Source organism: Corynebacterium lubricantis DSM 45231, assembly GCF_000379425.1.
GTDB lineage: Bacteria > Actinomycetota > Actinomycetes > Mycobacteriales > Mycobacteriaceae > Corynebacterium > Corynebacterium lubricantis.
Genome location: NZ_KB902235.1, coordinates 68,660 through 85,858 on the forward strand (window position 1 = coordinate 68,660; position 17,199 = coordinate 85,858).

Here is a 17,199-nt window from a genome sequence, read left to right on the forward strand (position 1 = left end):
CTCCGTCAGTGTCCGAAGTTAGTGTCCGAAGTGCCCAGCCACGACCGAGACCGGCCACCTGACGGTGAGCTGGCGCGTCCCCCACACGAGCGCAAGAGTTTCGGCGAACTCGTCGAAAAGGTGCTCGTGTCCGTCCCGGCGCGCATTGGCCGTGGCCGACCAGGTGCCCAAGTACGCCATGAAGTCCTGCACACCCATGGTGCGCACGATGTCAGGGCTAGTGATCTCTACCCGCTCGAATGGAAATGGCAGGCGCTTCATGCCGGTTTCGACGTGCACGCGGCGTTCATCCCAGAATTGGTGGAATTCGCCGTAGTAGAACTCCTGGTAGGCGCGGTCTGCCTCCGCATCATCAATCATGCACAGGCCGTAGCTGACTAGGGCGATCAAGGCGCCGGGGGCTGCCACGCGCTCGGCCTCTGCGTAGAACTCATCTAGGTCGATCCAGTGTGCAGCTTGGGCCACCGTGATCAGGTCGGCGCTGCGCTCCGCGACAGGCAATGCTCCGGCATCGCCAGCGGCGTAGCAGGCCTTCCCCGTGGCTGCCTTGAGCTGGGACAGCGAAATATCGGTGCCCAGGGTGAGGTCGTATTCGCTGGTCAAGGATTCGGTGAGCTGGCCGGAGCCACAACCGATATCGAGTGCAACGTTGTGCGATTCCGAGTGCTCGGCCAAGCTGTGCGCCAGCTCTGTCGGGTAGGTAGGGCGAAACTTGGCGTAATCCCCGCCATTATCAAATGTCAGCGACATGATGCGTCCTCCACGAAATAATTCGACCTTCGGAATCTGGATCCTTCTGCACTAGTGTCTCACGATCGAGAGAAACTAGCAGGTAATCTTGGCTCAGTTGTTCCACCAGTCCACCGCCCCATTCGGCAACAACCACCGATTCCTCAAGCGCGGTATCAAGATCGAGGGAATCTAGTTCCCCTAGCGGATCGCCGGACCCGGACTCGTCGATAAGCCGGTACGCGTCCATGTGGATCAGCGACGGACCGCCGACGGTGCTTGCGTGCTCGCGTGCGATCACGAACGTCGGGCTGGTCACGCGCCCCTTAACCTGCATACCCTTGGCAATGCCTTGGGTCAGGGTGGTCTTCCCGGCGCCGAGGGGGCCGTCCAGGATCACCACGTCGCCGGCCTCAAGTGCTGCGCCGAGTTCTTCGCCGAGGAGCTGGGTGTTCTCGCGGGCATCGCACTGCCGTGTGCCTTGAGGTGGGAAGGAGTCTTTCATGGTGGCCTAGATCCTTTCTGCCATCACGCCGGTGCCAACATAAGTCCGTTCGGTGCGGCCGTTGGGGCGACACACGACCTCATAGTTGATGGTGTCTGCGCGCTCCGCGAGCTCGGTTGCGTCCATGCCGCCCGCTCCGAAGATGACACCTTCGTCGCCAATGTCGACGCCGCGTGAGTTATCCCCCAACCAGATCACGATCTGGTCCATGCAGACCCTGCCGACCTGCGGGTAGCGGTGCCCATTGATCGTGACCTCGATCTTGTCCTGCCAGTTACGCGGCATGCCATCGGCGTAGCCTGCGGGAATCACGGCGGTAAAACCATCCGCCGGAGCAGTCCAGGTCAGACCATAGCTGGTCCCCTCCCCCTTGGAAATTGGTTTGACCACGGTCACTTTCGCTACCCAGCTCATCGCCGGGATCAGACCGTGCGCGCGTCCCGCGACGGGTTCTAGCCCATAGAGACCGACACCGGGGCGCACCATGTCAAAGTGCAGATCCGAGCGGGTCAGGGTCGCCGGGGTGTTGGCCAAGTGGTTGACCGGCAGCTCGAGGCCCGCCGCCCGGCCTTGATCGATTGCGCGCCGAAAGTGGTCTGCCTGTTCGTCGTTGAACGGGCTTTCCGGTTCGTCGCCACAAGCGAGATGAGTCATCAAACCGACAACTTCGAGCTGCGGGGCATTTTGCGCGAGCTCGAAGGCCTCGGCCCAATGCGCCTCGTCGATGCCCGAGCGATTCATCCCGGTATCCACCATCAAATGGATCCTGCGGGGCGTGGGGTCGTCGATAAGCACCCGCATGTGCGCCAGCGAGGGAACGCCGAGCTCAACGTCGACGGGTAAGTCGTCGCTAAGCGCCCAAATCCAGGCCAGCACCGGCTTGTCTGTCAGGGTGCGCACGCGCCGTGCCTCGGCGAGTGTGGCCACGCCGAACGCGTCCGCGCCCGCCTCATCCATCACTGGCACGACGCGCTCAACGCCGTGGTTGTACGCATCGGCTTTCACCACGCACATCAAGGCGGCGGGTTCGACCATCGCCTTGATGGTGCGCGTGTTGTGCGCGATGGCATCTAGATCAATGCGGGTGGCAAGCAGACTCATGGTGCTTATTGTGCCACTACTGTCCAGCGAGATGACCAACGCCGATCGCAATGAGCAAGGCGGCCACAAGCCAGGTCGCCCACAGGGAGACCTTTTGCGGGTTACGGCGTGCTTTTTCAAAGAGCTTTCCGACGAACGACTGTGGAGATTTCCTCACCCAGCCCACCAAGATCGCGCAAACAATGGGCAAGCTCAGCGCCACGGTCGCGTACAGGATGAGCCCGGCATAACGCGTTCCCACGTCGATTCCGCTGGCGGAAAGCACCGCGAGGCCGGCGTAAAACGGTGCCGAGGTTGCCGACTGGACCAAACCCAAGATGAAGCCCATCAGCACGGTGCGCAGGGTTGGTTCGCGCATGGGCACCATGATTGTGTTTACCAATTTGGAGTTATCGCCGCCGCGCAGCGCCATGAGTCCGACGATGCCACCGGTGGCCACCAGGACCCAGCCGAAGACGGGGCCTTCGACAAACGTACGCACGATGTCGCCCAATCCGTCGAAGATGAACAGCATCACCAGCGACAGTGTGGCCACACCCAGCCAGTCACCGAGGATGAGCAGGCTCGTGACCTTGGCGTATTTCTTCCTCACCGGCGGGATAGTGATGCCTACCGCGACGATCACGCCGATGAGCAGGACGTTGATCGAATCGATAAAAGCAAAGCGGAGTGCATCAAGCATAAGGTTTAGGCTACTTCCTTAGTGGCTCTGAGTGCGAGCGATGAGGGCTTCGATCGCCGCGATGGCTTCGTCTGGGTCCTTGACCGAGACCAGCGTCGATTGCGGGGCGCCGAGCTCGTCGGCGCCGTGTTCAATCCGCACCGTGGGGCCACCGACGATGAAGGCGGTTGCCCCTTCGATATGGCGCTTACCTGCACCATCGGAGAGTTTAGTGGTCGGGCCCGCACTGACACCTGTGATGGCGGATGCTGGGACCTGTTCGTCGAACAGACCGCCGGAAAAGTGGATATCCACCCCGCCCTGATGGACGCGCACGGTGATTTTTACGAATAGAAGCAGGAGCGCAACCACGGCGAGTACCAAGAAGATGGCCACTTCGACGATGGCGGGTGCCGCCAACCAGCGATAGATGGCCCCGCCGATCAGTAGCGCTGCGATCGCGATCAAGACGATGCGCATGCCTCCGTTGAGTCGCTGGGCAAATACGGCTGTTTTCATATGCGGTGGGGTCCTCGAGGTTGGCTGAGCTCTACTGTATGAAAGCCTAGTCAAGGCCCGGGCCACGGGTTAATTGTCGTGCGTTCTTTGCAGAATCGACGGATGTGCTGTTTTCGGGGCCCGTGGGCACGAAAAACGCCCCTGGAAAGTTTTCCAGGGGCGTCGTCGTCAAGCGAAGTGCTACTCCACGGTGACCGACTTTGCAAGGTTACGTGGCTTATCAATGTCCTCATTGCCGCATTCGTGCGCGATATCTGCGGCCAGGAACTGCAAAGGCACGGTGGCTAGCAGCGGCTGCATGATGGTCGGGGTCTGCGGGATGCGCACCAACCAGTTCGCGTACGGCTCGACGGCAGTGTCGCCGTCTTCAGCGATCACGATGGTCTTCGCACCGCGGGCACGAATCTCCTGAATATTGGAGACGATCTTCGAGTGCAGCTGAGGCAGGCCGCGAGGAGAAGGCACGATGACCACGACAGGCAGGTCGTCCTCGATCAGCGCGATCGGGCCATGCTTGAGCTCGCCAGCGGGGAATCCCTCGGCGTGAATGTAGGCCAGCTCCTTGAGCTTCAGCGCGCCTTCAAGCGCGATTGGATAGCCCACGCCTCGGCCCAGGAAGAGCATGGTCTTAACGGCCCCGAGGGTCTGAGCGATCTGCTCAACCTGCTCGCGAACGCCGAGTACCTCTTCAACCTTGGCGGGGATCGACTCGAGCTCCTCCCAGATCTCGCGGATCTCGTCGGGGTACTTGGTGCCCTTCGCCTGAGCGAGAGCCAGGCCGACGATGTAGTTCGCAGCCACCTGAGCCAGGAATGCCTTCGTGGAGGCCACGCCGATTTCTGGGCCCGCGTGGGTGTAAATCACGGCGTCAGATTCGCGCGGAATCTGCGAGCCGTTGGTGTTACACACAGCCAGCACCTTCGCACCCTGAGTCTTGGCGTGGCGCACTGCTTCGAGGGTGTCGGCGGTTTCGCCGGACTGGGAGATGGCCAACACGAGCGTGCGCTCGTCGAGAACTGGGTCGCGGTAACGGAACTCGGACGCCACCTCGATCTGCACAGGGATGCGCACCCAGTGCTCGATGGCGTACTTTGCTGCCAAACCGGAGTGGTATGCAGAACCACAGGCCACAACGAAGACCTGGTTGAACGACTTCAAATCAGTATCGGAAATGCTGTTCTCGTCGAGAGTGACGCGCTCACCATCCCAGTGACCTGCCAAGGAATCGCGCACAGCTGCAGGCTGCTCGTGGATTTCCTTCATCATGAAGGAATCAAAGCCTTCCTTCTCCGCTGCCGAGATATCCCAGTCAATGGTGAATGGCTTGCCCTCGCCCGGGGTGCCATCAAAGTTGAGGATCTCATGGGAGTCCTTCTTAATGATCACCACGGAATCCTGGCCCAGCTCGATGGCTTCCTTCGTGTAATCAATAAACGCTGCCACATCCGAGCCCAGGAACATTTCGCCCTCGCCCACGCCAACGATCAGTGGCGTGGAACGGCGAGCCGCGATGATCTGATCAGGGTGATCGGCGTGCAGGAACAGCAACGTGAACGCGCCTTCGAGACGGTTCAGCGTCTTGAGCGCCGATGCACGGAAATCACCTGCGGTGTCGCCCTCGTTGTACGCCTTGGCGAGAAGGTGAGCTGCAACTTCCGAGTCAGTATCGGACTTGAACTCGACCCGGTCACGCTCGAGCTCGTCGCGTAGTGCCGCAAAGTTCTCGATGATGCCGTTGTGCACGATGGCAACCTTGCCATCAAAAGACAGGTGCGGGTGTGCATTCTCATCCGTTGGACGGCCATGGGTTGCCCAGCGGGTATGTCCGATCGCTGTAGATCCGCTCAGCGCATCGGCCCCTACTTCGTTGATTTTGTCTTCGAGGTTGGCCAGCTTTCCTGCGCGTTTCGCCGAAGCAATCGTGCCATCGTTCGCGACCGCAATACCTGACGAGTCGTATCCACGGTATTCCATTCGACGCAATGCATTTACTGCTACATCAAGGCCTTGATTATCTCCAACATATCCAACGATTCCACACATGGGAACAGAATAAACTACGATGCCTCAATCGCAACACCCTTCCCATTCCGCTGCGCTTTGGACGGAAAAATGCCTAAACCACGATAGGTTGCACCTACCCCCGGAGGTAGCAAAATAAAGTATCGTAGGGGACGTGTCTGCGAATTTGAAGAAAACACTCAGCGAATTGTCCAAGCGTGGTCCCCATCGCGTCATGGAGGGCGATCTTGGTTTTACCGGCCTACCGGGCAAGGTGTACACCCCTGCCGAAGGCAATGGTGTTCCCGGAGTCGCGTTCGGCCATGACTGGACGAAGTCAGTCAAGGACTACCACCGCTTTTTGCGGCACCTGGCCAGCTGGGGAATTGTTGTAGCCGCCCCTGACACCGAGAAGGGTTTTAATCCTAATCACAGCGGTTTCGCTGCCGATTTGGAAACGTGCCTGCAGATTGTCGCCGGTGTGAAGCTGGGCCAAGGCAACACCACGGTGTCCCCCAACAAGCTTGGCGTCGTTGGCCATGGCATGGGTGGTGGTGCTGCTGTACTGGCTGCAGCAGACAATCCTAAGGTTAAGGCAGTGGCAACGATTTACCCTGCCAACGTTGCCCCTTCCGCTGTCGCGGCTGCGCGCGCATTAGATATCCCAGGCTTTGTCATTGGTTCCGGTAAGTCCGATCTGTTCAACGCTGGTAACCCTGCCAAGCTCGCCTATAACTGGAAGGGCGATGTGGTCTACCGCGAGATCGCGAATGGTAATCAGCAAGGGTTCTCCGAAGACACCGGTTTCCAATTTGTCCTGGGTCAGGGTTGGTCGCAATCCGGAGCACGCGAGACTGCTCGTGGATTGGTGACCGGCTACCTGCTGCATCAATTAGCGCAAGACAACAAGTATTCCGACTACTCGGAGATCGAGGCTGAAGGACCGAAGGTGACCTCCTTCTCCGGCGAGGAGCTCGCCGAGAAGGCTGGTTTTGCTAAGGACGACGCGAAGTTCTAGCTCGCCTGGCTTGGGTCTTCCCGACGCAACACGCCTTGGACCCGACCGCCGCGAAGTGTCCCCTTGGGATACATCGCCGGCGGTTTTTTGATGTTCATTTCTCGAGCTCGTTCTTGCTGGCGAACTTGTTCTTCCATTTGCTTCTGGGCTTTGGCCAGCGCCGCCTCGAAATCAAGCATGCGTTTGGCGGTGCGCTGTTGGAATTGTTCCGCAAATTCTTGAAAATCCATTAGAACGAATCAACCTTTCGTACTCGGCTCTGTGGCTCCGGGGACTCAGGTGGATCGCTGGGCTCCGGTGAAGGTGGGTCGGGTGAAATAGATGCGGCTGCCTCTGTAGAAGTCTCTGGCGCAGGCTGTGGCTCTAGCTGTGACGCTGACTGTGGCTTTTCAAATCCTTGTTGTGGCTCTTCTACCGCTGCAGGTTCAACGCTTTCTTTCTTCGGCGGTGGAGGCGGTTCCGCAACATCGGCGAGCTCCTTTGGAGGAGGAATCACACCGTATTCGGGCTCGGGTTCTGCCTGTGCAGCTTCAGTTTCGGACTCCGGTGCTGGCGGTGCTGGAGGTGCTTCAGGCTCGGTCGCAGACTCCGGCGGGCAGTCTTTCTCCAATGCTGGCTCGACTACAGGCTCCTCCTGTTGTTCCGGTGCGGGCTCTGGGCAGAGTTCCGTTGAACAGCTTTCAAAGAATTCCGCGGAAATAAGGCTGAGCGCACCCAAAACACGCGCACACCCGAGTTGCCCCATCGGCCCCTGCATCATGTCTTGTACATCTTGTACCTCAACCGACTTCGGTGCGAGTCCTTCAAGCGGTGCAATGTCCACTTGGCCCGAGGAGGTGAAATCAACATCAATATTGAAGTTGACGGTCAACCCAGCAGACGCCGTTGTGGTTGCTGAACTGGCCAAAGACGTGGATTCAAGGTTATCGAGGGCGACATTCGTCTCCTCGATTCGAATCGCTTCGTGTGTGGTGGGTGTTTGTTCGACAACTGGCGCTACTGCACTGGGTTGAGGCTTTTCAGGCGCAACAGGCGAAGCAGGAGCACTCGACACGTCACTTGTATCTTGTGTGAAACCCGACGGCTTCCCTCCGGAGGTAGGTGGCAGAACATCATTCGGAACAGCGTCAGGCTCTGGCACTACAGGCTCTGGCACTACCGGTGGCGGCGAATCCGGAACCTTCCGGTCGGCCTTGGGCTCCGTATACGTCTCACAAGGGGGCTCTGGATCCCTCTCCGCTAATTCTTCGCATTCATCCCCCAGCTGATCCAGGATTTCCCCGATGCAAGAATTGGCATCCTCGTTGACGTCCTTCGCATTTTGCAGTGCGTGCAACACAAGTTCCGTGATCACGGTGCCTGAAATCCCGAGCGGTGTGGTCAAGCGAGCAGTTTTGAGAACGCGCAAGGCCAGCTGAAGCAGCACGTTCGATGAGAGCTCTGTCGATTCCACAATTGTGCCCACCGACTGCCCACCGTCCTCCATGCTGCAGCGCAACTGTTCAACGCTTTCAGAGAAATCGTCTTGGTCTTGCTCGATGCGTTCCTCATTTTCTGCCGGGCGACCGTCCCCAATGCCGCTGAACAGAGGTGCAATATAGGTTCCGAGGAAGTGCTCGATACCTAGAACGAGGCTGGTCGCACTGCCCCACTCACGGATGGTCCAGCCTTCCCCGCTGTCGTCTTTAGCACCAGCTGGCCCCTTCTTCCGGGGCGCGGCAAATAACTGGGTTCCTGCCGCTGAAATACTCCCCGGTTGCAGCCCATCCCGCTCGTCAAAGGACCCTTTCAAGTCCGTAAGAAAATCATTGATCGCAGGCCCTGCTAGGGCCGATACTTCCGGATTCGAGGACACCTCACCGGCAATCTGTGCGATAAGCGCTCGAGAGTCAACGGAGCTCATGTGCACCCAACCCTTCCGCGGTGTTGTGGTCTTGCTCCGAAATCTCGGATGCCAGCGAGTGCAACGCATCAAAATGCGTTAACCGATTGTCCAGTCGCTGGAGCATCGACGCATGGACTTTGCTTAACGACGAAGCCAAGCGCTGGCCTTGTTCTGCGAATCCCTGCCCCGTGTCACTTACTCGAAGCTGCGGAGCGTGCCCCTGCCCTTCCACACGCATCGCCTCAATTTCTTGTCGTGCGCTGTGCAGCGCCGAACGGATCGCTTCAGTATTCGCTCTCAAGTCAGACATGCACCTTGCCTCCCCTACTCAATCCCCGCACTTATTAAATGCGCTTACCTTCTCTTGGACTGTGCGGGCATGCAAAAGGTTCCCTGGATGAGGAAAATTCTTTCCACTCCAGGGAACCGGGGTGTTACAGGTACTGCAGAGACTACAGGTACTACAAAGGGCGAAACTAGACGGCAGCGACGACTGCGGCGAGACTTCCAGCTACCTTGCGGGCATGTTCTTGGTCGGCAGCCTCTACCATCACGCGGAAAAGCTCTTCGGTACCAGAGGGACGCAGCAGCACGCGACCCGCTTCTCCTAGCTCAGCTTCCGCCTCGGCGATAGCGCTCTTGACTGTTTCGGAGTCCATGATGGCTGCCTTGTTCGAGACAGGAACGTTAATCAGGACCTGCGGTAGGACCTGCATCACCCCTGCGAGCTCTGCGAGGGACGTGCCGGTTTCTACCATGCGCGCCATCAGCATCAGGCCGGTCAAGGTGCCATCACCGGTCGTCGCATACGCCGGTGCCACGATGTGGCCCGACTGCTCTCCACCAAGGGAGTACCCGCCACGGTTGAGTTCCTCGAGAACGTAGCGATCGCCCACCGCGGTCTGCTTGATCTCGATGTCTTCGCGCTCCATCGCCAGCTTCAGGCCGAGGTTACTCATTACTGTGGCCACCAAGGTGTTCTTGCGCAGCGAGGAATTTTCCTTCATGCCCACGGCGAGGATGGCCATGATCTGGTCGCCGTCAACAACATTTCCCGCTGCATCTACGGCCAAGCAGCGATCGGCATCGCCGTCGTGGGCGAGACCGATGTCAGCGCCGTGCTCACGAACAGCACGCTGCACCTGATCAATGTGGGTGGAACCGCAGTTGTCGTTGATGTTGAAAGAGTCGGGCTTGTTGAAGATAGCCACTACCTCGGCACCAGCCGCAGCATAGGCCTTCGGTGCCACTTCGCTGGCTGCGCCGTTAGCAGTATCGACAACAACCTTGATACCACTCAGATCGGTGTCCACTGCTTCTTTCAGGTGGGCCAGGTAGCGGTCCTGGGCATCATGGGCTTCTTCAATGACGCGACCGACACCGGTACCAGTTGGTCCGCTGTCTTCCAGGTTGTCCAACGCCTTTTCAATCTCGTCTTCAACATGGTCTGGGAGCTTCTTACCACCAGCGGAGAAGAACTTGATGCCATTGTCAGGCATAGGGTTGTGCGACGCCGAGATCATGACGCCAATGTCCGCGCCATAATCATCAGTCAAAAAGGCAAGTCCTGGTGTGGGGATGACGCCGACGCGCAATACGTCCACGCCACGCGAAGCCATACCGGCAGCCATCGCTGCGGCGAGCATCTCGCCGGAGACTCGTGGGTCCCGCCCGATCAGTGCCATCGGGCGACGCTTGCTGGAGTCACGGTCCCTCGTCAGGACGGTCGCAGCAGCTGCACCGAGTTTCAGGGCCAGGGATACGGTAAGGGTGTCGTTGGCCAAGCCACGGACACCATCTGTTCCAAACAGTCGAGTCATAAGAAACATTATGACTGTCTCACTAGAAAAAGCGAACGCCACCCCTCCCAAAACTGGAAGAGGTGGCGAAAACCACGCGTAGAAAATTTAACGCTTGGAGTACTGAGGTGCGCGACGGGCCTTGTGCAGACCTGCCTTCTTACGCTCAACAGCACGAGCGTCACGGGTGAGCAGGCCAGCCTTCTTCAGGGTTGGGCGCTCAGCCGGGTTGTAGATGTTCAGCGCACGTGCGATAGCAAGACGCAGAGCACCGGACTGGCCGGTTGGGCCGCCGCCTGCAATGTTTGCCTTGATGTCGAACTGACCTTCACGCTCAAGGGTGGTCAGTGGCAGCAAGATGTCCTGCTGGTGCAGCTTGTTCGGGAAGTAATCCGCGAACTCGCGACCATTAACGGTGATCTTGCCGGAGCCCTCAACGACGGTCACGCGAGCGATTGCGCGCTTACGACGACCAACGGTCTGGATTGGGCCCTCGTGCAGAACTGGAGCTTCAACCTCAGACGCTTCGTCTTCGGTACCAGCTGCGCCTGCGAGTGCGTCACCGATGGTGTAGTTGAACTCTTCGGTTGCAGCGGTTGCAGCAGCGATGTCGCCAGCGTCAGCAACGTTGTCTTCTGCTGCGTTGTCGATGTTGGTGTTGTTTGCTTCAGTCATTACTGTGCCACCTGCTTGAACTCGTAGGTCTCTGGGTTCTGGCCTGCGTATGGGTGCTCAGAGCCAGTGAAAACGTGCAGCTTCTTAATGGACTCAGCGGAGAGGCGGTTGTGTGGCATCATGCCCTTTACCGACTCTTCGATGACGCGGTCAGCGCGCTCGTCCAGTGCACGACCCAGGGTCATGGACTTCAGACCACCCGGGTAACCGGAGTGGCGGTAACGCATTTCGCGGTCGCGCTTGTTGGAGGAAATGTGAACCTTGTCAGCGTTGATAACGATGACGTGGTCGCCGGTGTCGGCGTTAGGTGCGTAGATTGGCTTGTGCTTGCCGCGCAGGATGTCCGCAACGGTAGATGCAAGCTTGCCCAGGACCACGTCAGTGGCGTCGATGACGTACCACTTACGGGTAATGTCACCGCTCTTTGGGTGGTAAGTAGACATGCATGACTCCTTAAAAGTCTGTCTCGATGGCTGCCGGCCGGAAAAGTCACAACGTATTTCCCACTCCTTGCGGCGGCCGGTGGAGACCCGTGGAGTGTGTGCACGCAATATCGCTTCACGACGATTGCCTGCGTGGAAATACACAGCTCTGAAAACAATACTCCAGCTTGGTCCAAGACACCAAAACGCTACTACCACGAAAATCAGTCGAAGGCGCGGCAAGGCTCGGTGCAAGTCCCCCCTCCTGCACCGAGCCTTCACCAACGTTGAAGTTCCACGCACTGCCCGGCGCGAGAAACCTTCCGCTTATGCCTCACTAAGCCCCCAGTTGCGATCCGCGTCCGCCCTCGCCTAACTCTGGGCTGACTGCACCTGGTGATTAGTGAAGCGACGATCCGATCGAGTTACCGCAGCCAGCTCGCTGCAGCGGCATCATTGATGCCCTTCATGCGCATGTTGCCGTCGCTGACGGTCTTAGCAATGGAGTCCAAGATCATGTTCAACTCCGCTGCGGCTTCGTCCCATTTGCGCTGGTGCATCTGGTAATTCTCCGAAGCTTCACCAGTCCAAGTGGCAGCCATGGGGCGGAGCAAGTTCTTGAGTTCTTCCAATTCGGCCCCGACGCGAGCGGAACTTGCCTGAAGGTCATCGGCCGCTCCCGCGAGGCTACCGAAGCCATACTGAATTGAGTTTGTCATGTGCAGTCCTTTACTTGTGATTTACAGGTTGGTCTCTAGAGCGCAAGGCCCTCATCGGGAGTGATGGTCTGGAAAGCCTCGGCGTTCATGGCTTCGGCTTCCTCGTAGTTGCTGGCGTTGTCGCGGATGTTCAGCGCGATGTCGCGCAGGGCTTCGGCGAGGCGACGCTCTGCATCGTCGTAGCGCACCATCAAAGACGAAAAGGTGTTCTGCGCCGCGCCCTGCCAGAAGCTGCCGGTGGATTGAGCGACGTCCTGGACGCGCGCGAGTTCTTGCGACACCGAGTCATTGACATTGTCGGTGTGGTTAGCCGCTTGGCGCATGACGTCGGCTTCGGTGCGCAAGGATGCGCTCGCCGTATCAGTTGGTTGAGTCATCGTGGTTGATCCCCCTGGTTGGTACTGTTTTTGCCGGTGGAAAGATCCTGATTCGGACCCTTCTACTACTCTTTGACTTCAAAACTGGTGCTTCGGTTCCCTCGGATCCCAAAAAAACTGAAAACTTTCCTGATCAGCGCGAGTCCCCGGAGAAGTCCCCGGAAAAGTCCGCAGAGTCACGGGCCATCGTGCACGTGGCTCGCTGCACTGTCGACGGTGCTACGCGGGTATGGCATCCCAGGGAGACCTGTTTCCCGTCTTCGACCCAGGTGATCCAGGTGGCCTCGGAGCCATCGGGAGCATTTTGGTGATATTCAATCCGGGCGGCGTCCACGGAGATCAAACTCAGCTCGGGATCCATTTCAATCTCTGACTCCACTTGGGAGAGAAGTTCTTCCGGCGGAAGCCCAAACAGGTCGTCGACGGCGAGTTGCAGCCGCAGATCGGGATCGTCTCCTTCGGCTTTCCACATATCTCCATCAGCAAGGAGCTGAAACCCGACGGGAAGCTCCACGCTGAGACCCGCTTCGTTCAGGATCACTGTGTCTTTGGTTTGTTGCTCTGTCGTCTCGTCGGGAGAGACCGTCGGTTCGTGTACCTGCTCTACATCCGGATCCTCGTCGCCTTCGACGTCTTCTACCTGCGCCACGCCCGCCGGAGCGTCATTGTCCGAAGAGGTCGTCGTTATGGCCCAGAGTCCTGCTGCCAGGACTCCGACGACCGCTACGGACAAAATGAGCATCGAGCCCCGACGCCCACCGGTTTCCAGTGCTGCCGCAGTCGCCGCGGGCCGTGTGATGTCAGTACTCGCGGGTTCTTCCTCCACTGCGACGGGCTCGAGCTCGAAAGAGGTGGCAGGGGGATCGTCGTGAAGCGGAAACGTCCCGATCTGGAAACCGCGCGCTGCGCACTCGTCGACGACCTGCTGCGCCACATCCGCCGTGGCGGACACGGCGACCGTGCACTCTTCAGGGGCGGTGGGCGCCAGGCTCACGCAGTACTCGGCGAGCTCGGCTGGACTCGGGTTGTCGTAGCGGTAGAAGGAGGTCTCGGCGGTAATAACGGTGACGGATGGTTGGATCGAGATCAAGATTGTGCTCATGGTTGAACCTCCCCTGTGGCATCGACGCTGGCGGGTTCGGCTGAGGCCACGTGGACGGTGCCGAAGACCTCACCGGATGTGATCAGCGTGCCTCGTCCTGGTGGCTGCGACCCGGGGCGCACGCCAAAGACGGCGCCTTCCTCGCGGTGGGCGTCCATGATGAACACGGTCGGTTGTTGGTCGCGGAGGGCGCTGAGGAATCGGCCCATCAACGCCCGCGAAATACCTCCGAACTTGCGCCCCACATAGATATGGAGGCCGATGTCTCCGGAATGCGGGAGCAGCTCGATCAGGGCGCGCAGGTGGTCTTCGGGGAGCAGGTCGAAATCATCGATGACGAGGTAAATATCGGGGCCCTGCCACCACGATCTCGCCGCGATCTCCTCCGGCGTGACATTGGGATGCGGAAGGCGTGCACGAAGAGTGGCAACCGTGGAATTGATGGCCTTGCCCGCCGCGTCCGTGGTCGGGGCGTAGGAGGCGACCATCGAGTCGTCGATAGCTCCGAGGTGGTGGCGCCTGGGATCGACGATGACTAACCTGGCCTCCTCGCGAGGCAGAGAGGCAATACTGTGCATCAGCGAGGCCAGCACCGTCGATTTGCCCGACCCCTGGGTGCCTGTGACCAGGAAGTGCGAGGACTCGAGGCCAACAGGCGCCAAGTGTGGCCCGCCCACGCCAAGCGGGATCGTGTGCGTGCCTGCCAGCTGCGCCAGGTCGATGTGGCTCGGCAGCATCTTCAGCTGAGGGACGGGCTCGTACCCGGCGCGCTGGGCCTGTGCCGCGATGTGCGCCACGTCTTGTTTCGCGGTGCGGGCAATCAGCATGAATCGGCCCTGGCTATCTAGACCGCGGCCCGGCGCACTGGGGAGTTTATTTTGTAGTTTTCTGTCGATGACCGAGTCCATGGCCTCACCGAGACGCAGCTCCAGGCGAGTGCCAATGAGATCGCGGATGACAGCGCGAATCGCCGACCACCGTTGAGTCGCTATTACCAAGTGCACCCCGGCGGCTGGACCATCGGAGGCAATCGCGCCGACTTGGTTTTTAATGTCGTCGAATTCCTGGTCGGCTCCCACCAGCGCGTGCCAGCCGTCGAGGACCAACACAATGCGACGCGGAGGCGGGTCGGTGAGAAAGCCTGCCACTTCGTCGATGATGCGTCGCAGCTTTTCGGGTTGGTTTTTCGTCGCAAAGCCTGCAAGGTGAGGCAACCGCTCGAGGTCGCGGTAGTCGCCATTGCCCGCATCGACGATATAAAAGGCCAGATCAGCGGTCGAATGTGTGGCAGCGAGGGAAGCAATAATGGTGCGCAGCGCGGTGGATTTTCCGGTTTGTGGGCCTCCAGCGATGGCAACGTGCCCGCCCGACTGGTTCAAATCCAGCACGAGATCATCTTGGCGTTGGTGATAGGGCTGATCCACAATGCCGATGGCACAGCGCATTGTGCCCTTGTCCTCGCAGACGCGAGAAATCTCGATTTCCTTGGGCAGCGGGGGCAGCCAGACCTGATGCGCGCGCTGTTCACGCAACGCAGCGACACGGCTGGCCAGCGCCACCACCTCGCGTAGTAGCGTGGTCGTTTCATCCACCGTGACGGTCGTTTCGGTACTGCGCGCGCCACCAGCATCGAGGGTGCTCCAGTCGTGATACAGCTGCACGGAGGCGACCTCGAGCGGCGCATCGGTCAGTTCGCGCTTCTCCAACGCGCCCGAGACATACGCGCCCTGGAAACGGGTGAGCTGATCGGAATGCCGTTTCAAATATCCCGCGCCCGGTTGCGAGGGCAGCTGATAGGCGTCGGTCACACCAAGGACCTGCCGCGACTCGGCCGCAGAGAAGGTTTTCAGCCCGATCCGATACGAAAGGTGCGAATCCAACCCGCGCAGCTTGCCCTCTTCCAAGCGCTGGGAGGCCAATAACAGGTGCACGCCCAAGGACCTGCCGAGGCGCCCGACGGCGACGAAGAGTTCCGCGAAATCAGGATGCTGTCCGAGTAGCTCGGAAAACTCGTCGACGACAATCATCAGACTCGGCAGCGGTGCGAGATCCGGTCGCGTGCCCAACCGCGCCTGCGTGTACTCGGTGACATTGGCAAAGTTGCCGGCATGACGCAGGAGCTCTTGACGACGATTGAGCTCCCCCGAAATCGCATCAAACATGCGCTCCACCAGGATCGCCTCGTTATCCAGGTTCGTGATTACTGCTGAGGTATGAGGCAGTTCCTCACACCCCAGGAAGGTCGCACCCCCTTTGAAATCGACGAGGACAAAGTTCAGCTCATCGGGCGAATGGCTCACTGCGAGGGCAACAACCAGGCTTTTCAGCAGTTCCGATTTGCCTGAACCGGTCGCCCCAATGCATAGCCCGTGCGGCCCCATCCCGCCATGCGCGGCCTCCTTCAGATCAAGCTGGACCGGAAAGCCACGTTCGTCCACACCGATGGGCACCGTGAGCTGCCCGCGCGTGCCAAACCTGCCCGGCCACAGCTCATGTTCGCGAATCTGATCGATGGCCGGCAGCTCCAACAGTGACATGAGATCGCTATGGGTTTCGGCCCGCCCACCAGCGGGTCGTCGAAAAGCGGCGAGAGCGCGCGCCACCAGCTCCGCGTCCTGGTGCCCAAAATCGTCGGGTGCGCCGAGCCTTTCCGGCCCCACCACGGTGCGCACCTCCACCGCATCCTCGCCGATGTGTAGGTGAATCCCGTCGTCGTCGCTGAAACGATGCACCGGGTCATCGGCATCTTCGGCCACAACAATCACGCAGACAAACGCATTAGAGCCTTCGCTTAACGACGAATCCGCGCGCAGCACCACATCAGTCAGATCCGGCGAGTGGGTGTCCACCACGATAATGCGGCACTCTGCCTGCTCGGGATCACGCGAGTGAATCGACCACTTCAGCCACTGGAAACTCTTCGCTGCGCACCGATTGTCCACGCTGACGGTCTCGGGGCCGTGGAAGAAAATCAACTGCGAAAGAATCGCTGCGGCTGTCGACTCGGCCTTCTCCCCCGACAGCGTGATCAGGCGGAAGGCCCGCAGTTGTAAAACAATCGGGATGCTGTGCACCGCGCTGATCGCAGCCACCGTGCGACGCAGAATGACCGCACACACGGGATCCAAGTCTTCCGTGGAGCCCGGGTCGTCGACCTCGACTGGGGTGCACAGCGAGGCAACTCCCAATCCGAGCCGCACTTCGAGTGCGTGCGGATCGCTGCTCCCTCGCTCCCACAGCCTGGCCGGGTCTGTGCCGTTGACCAGTGTTTTTGGGTCCGGGTGCCGGAATTGTTCGTGTGCACGTTGGGCCTCGGCGTTCTTCAGGGCTTGCTCACCGAGCGCATCAAGGTGGCGCAGGTAGACTCGGCGCTGCTCATCGATATCGCCGGTGCGTTCCGGAGGCGCGATCATCATGACCATGCTCATCCCCATCATCAGAGGCATGAGCATCATCATCGGGCTCATCCCTTGGCCTGACAGCGCCATGATCAACACCATGGCCACCATCGCCGTGACCATGACAATGGGCATGATGATGCGGATGATCGGTTCTTTTTGTGGCTTTTGTGCCTCTGGAACTGTCTCGACTTTCAGCGTGCCCTGCGGCAGCGCCGGTGCCTCAACCCTGTCCTCGGGTTGTGGTGGCACGATTGTTGTTTCTCGGTAAATACCAAGCACTAGAAA

The 17,199-nt window shown here is 59.6% G+C and carries 17 protein-coding genes; 1 reads left to right on the forward strand and 16 read right to left on the reverse strand.

What is annotated here, in order from left to right; translation table 11 throughout:
* Positions 1 to 18: 18 nt before the first annotated feature.
* The 6 genes from A37O_RS0111830 to glmS all read right to left on the reverse strand — a co-directional run bounded on the left by A37O_RS0111830 (position 19) and on the right by glmS (position 5,558).
* Positions 19 to 750, reverse strand: a complete 732-nt coding sequence (locus tag A37O_RS0111830; protein WP_018297715.1) for a class I SAM-dependent methyltransferase — start codon at positions 748 to 750, stop codon at positions 19 to 21.
* Positions 734 to 1,234 carry a tRNA (adenosine(37)-N6)-threonylcarbamoyltransferase complex ATPase subunit type 1 TsaE gene (gene tsaE / locus A37O_RS0111835; protein ID WP_018297716.1) on the reverse strand — a complete coding sequence of 167 codons (501 nt, stop codon included), beginning with the start codon at positions 1,232 to 1,234 and terminating at the stop codon, positions 734 to 736. Before tsaE ends, A37O_RS0111830 begins: the two co-directional genes overlap by 17 nt.
* Before the next feature lie 6 nt (positions 1,235 to 1,240).
* Positions 1,241 to 2,335 (reverse strand): alanine racemase, encoded by a 1,095-nt coding sequence (gene alr / locus A37O_RS0111840; protein WP_018297717.1) that lies wholly within the window; start codon positions 2,333 to 2,335, stop codon positions 1,241 to 1,243.
* 16 nt (positions 2,336 to 2,351) lie between these two features.
* Positions 2,352 to 3,017 carry a GAP family protein gene (locus A37O_RS0111845; protein WP_018297718.1) on the reverse strand — a complete coding sequence of 222 codons (666 nt, stop codon included), beginning with the start codon at positions 3,015 to 3,017 and terminating at the stop codon, positions 2,352 to 2,354.
* An 18-nt stretch (positions 3,018 to 3,035) separates the two neighbouring features.
* Entirely contained in the window at positions 3,036 to 3,515 is a 480-nt protein-coding gene (locus A37O_RS0111850; RefSeq protein WP_018297719.1) for a hypothetical protein, read from the reverse strand.
* A gap of 180 nt (positions 3,516 to 3,695) precedes the next feature.
* The gene (gene glmS, locus A37O_RS0111855) at positions 3,696 to 5,558 is read right to left on the reverse strand and encodes a glutamine--fructose-6-phosphate transaminase (isomerizing) (protein ID WP_026196343.1); all 1,863 of its coding nucleotides are present in this window, start codon (positions 5,556 to 5,558) and stop codon (positions 3,696 to 3,698) included.
* 133 nt (positions 5,559 to 5,691) lie between these two features.
* On the opposite strand from glmS, the gene A37O_RS0111860 reads away from it, so the two are divergent.
* On the forward strand, positions 5,692 to 6,534 hold the full coding sequence (locus A37O_RS0111860) for a poly(ethylene terephthalate) hydrolase family protein (RefSeq protein WP_018297721.1): 843 nt from the start codon (positions 5,692 to 5,694) through the stop codon (positions 6,532 to 6,534).
* Here the strand turns inward: A37O_RS0111860 and A37O_RS0111865 are convergent.
* The 10 genes from A37O_RS0111865 to eccCa all read right to left on the reverse strand — a co-directional run bounded on the left by A37O_RS0111865 (position 6,531) and on the right by eccCa (position 17,193).
* Entirely contained in the window at positions 6,531 to 6,764 is a 234-nt protein-coding gene (locus A37O_RS0111865) for a hypothetical protein (protein ID WP_018297722.1), read from the reverse strand. The genes A37O_RS0111860 and A37O_RS0111865 overlap by 4 nt on opposite strands.
* On the reverse strand, positions 6,764 to 8,437 hold the full coding sequence (locus A37O_RS0111870) for a hypothetical protein (protein ID WP_018297723.1): 1,674 nt from the start codon (positions 8,435 to 8,437) through the stop codon (positions 6,764 to 6,766). Before A37O_RS0111870 ends, A37O_RS0111865 begins: the two co-directional genes overlap by 1 nt.
* Entirely contained in the window at positions 8,424 to 8,729 is a 306-nt protein-coding gene (locus A37O_RS0111875) for a hypothetical protein (RefSeq protein ID WP_018297724.1), read from the reverse strand. Before A37O_RS0111875 ends, A37O_RS0111870 begins: the two co-directional genes overlap by 14 nt.
* Positions 8,730 to 8,895: 166 nt before the next feature.
* Positions 8,896 to 10,239: a phosphoglucosamine mutase gene (gene glmM / locus A37O_RS0111880; RefSeq protein ID WP_026196344.1), complete on the reverse strand. Its 1,344-nt coding sequence runs from the start codon at positions 10,237 to 10,239 to the stop codon at positions 8,896 to 8,898.
* An 87-nt stretch (positions 10,240 to 10,326) separates the two neighbouring features.
* Positions 10,327 to 10,893 carry a 30S ribosomal protein S9 gene (gene rpsI / locus A37O_RS0111885; protein ID WP_018297726.1) on the reverse strand — a complete coding sequence of 189 codons (567 nt, stop codon included), beginning with the start codon at positions 10,891 to 10,893 and terminating at the stop codon, positions 10,327 to 10,329.
* Positions 10,893 to 11,336 (reverse strand): 50S ribosomal protein L13, encoded by a 444-nt coding sequence (gene rplM / locus A37O_RS0111890; RefSeq protein WP_018297727.1) that lies wholly within the window; start codon positions 11,334 to 11,336, stop codon positions 10,893 to 10,895. The genes rpsI and rplM overlap by 1 nt, the downstream gene beginning before the upstream one ends.
* A 404-nt stretch (positions 11,337 to 11,740) precedes the next feature.
* Entirely contained in the window at positions 11,741 to 12,034 is a 294-nt protein-coding gene (locus A37O_RS0111895) for a WXG100 family type VII secretion target (protein WP_018297728.1), read from the reverse strand.
* Positions 12,035 to 12,069: 35 nt separating this feature from the next.
* Entirely contained in the window at positions 12,070 to 12,411 is a 342-nt protein-coding gene (locus tag A37O_RS0111900) for a WXG100 family type VII secretion target (RefSeq protein ID WP_018297729.1), read from the reverse strand.
* Positions 12,412 to 12,544: 133 nt separating this feature from the next.
* Positions 12,545 to 13,513: a type VII secretion-associated protein gene (locus A37O_RS15940; protein WP_018297730.1), complete on the reverse strand. Its 969-nt coding sequence runs from the start codon at positions 13,511 to 13,513 to the stop codon at positions 12,545 to 12,547.
* Positions 13,510 to 17,193 carry a type VII secretion protein EccCa gene (eccCa, locus tag A37O_RS0111910; RefSeq protein WP_156802598.1) on the reverse strand — a complete coding sequence of 1,228 codons (3,684 nt, stop codon included), beginning with the start codon at positions 17,191 to 17,193 and terminating at the stop codon, positions 13,510 to 13,512. Before eccCa ends, A37O_RS15940 begins: the two co-directional genes overlap by 4 nt.
* Positions 17,194 to 17,199 lie beyond the last annotated feature (6 nt).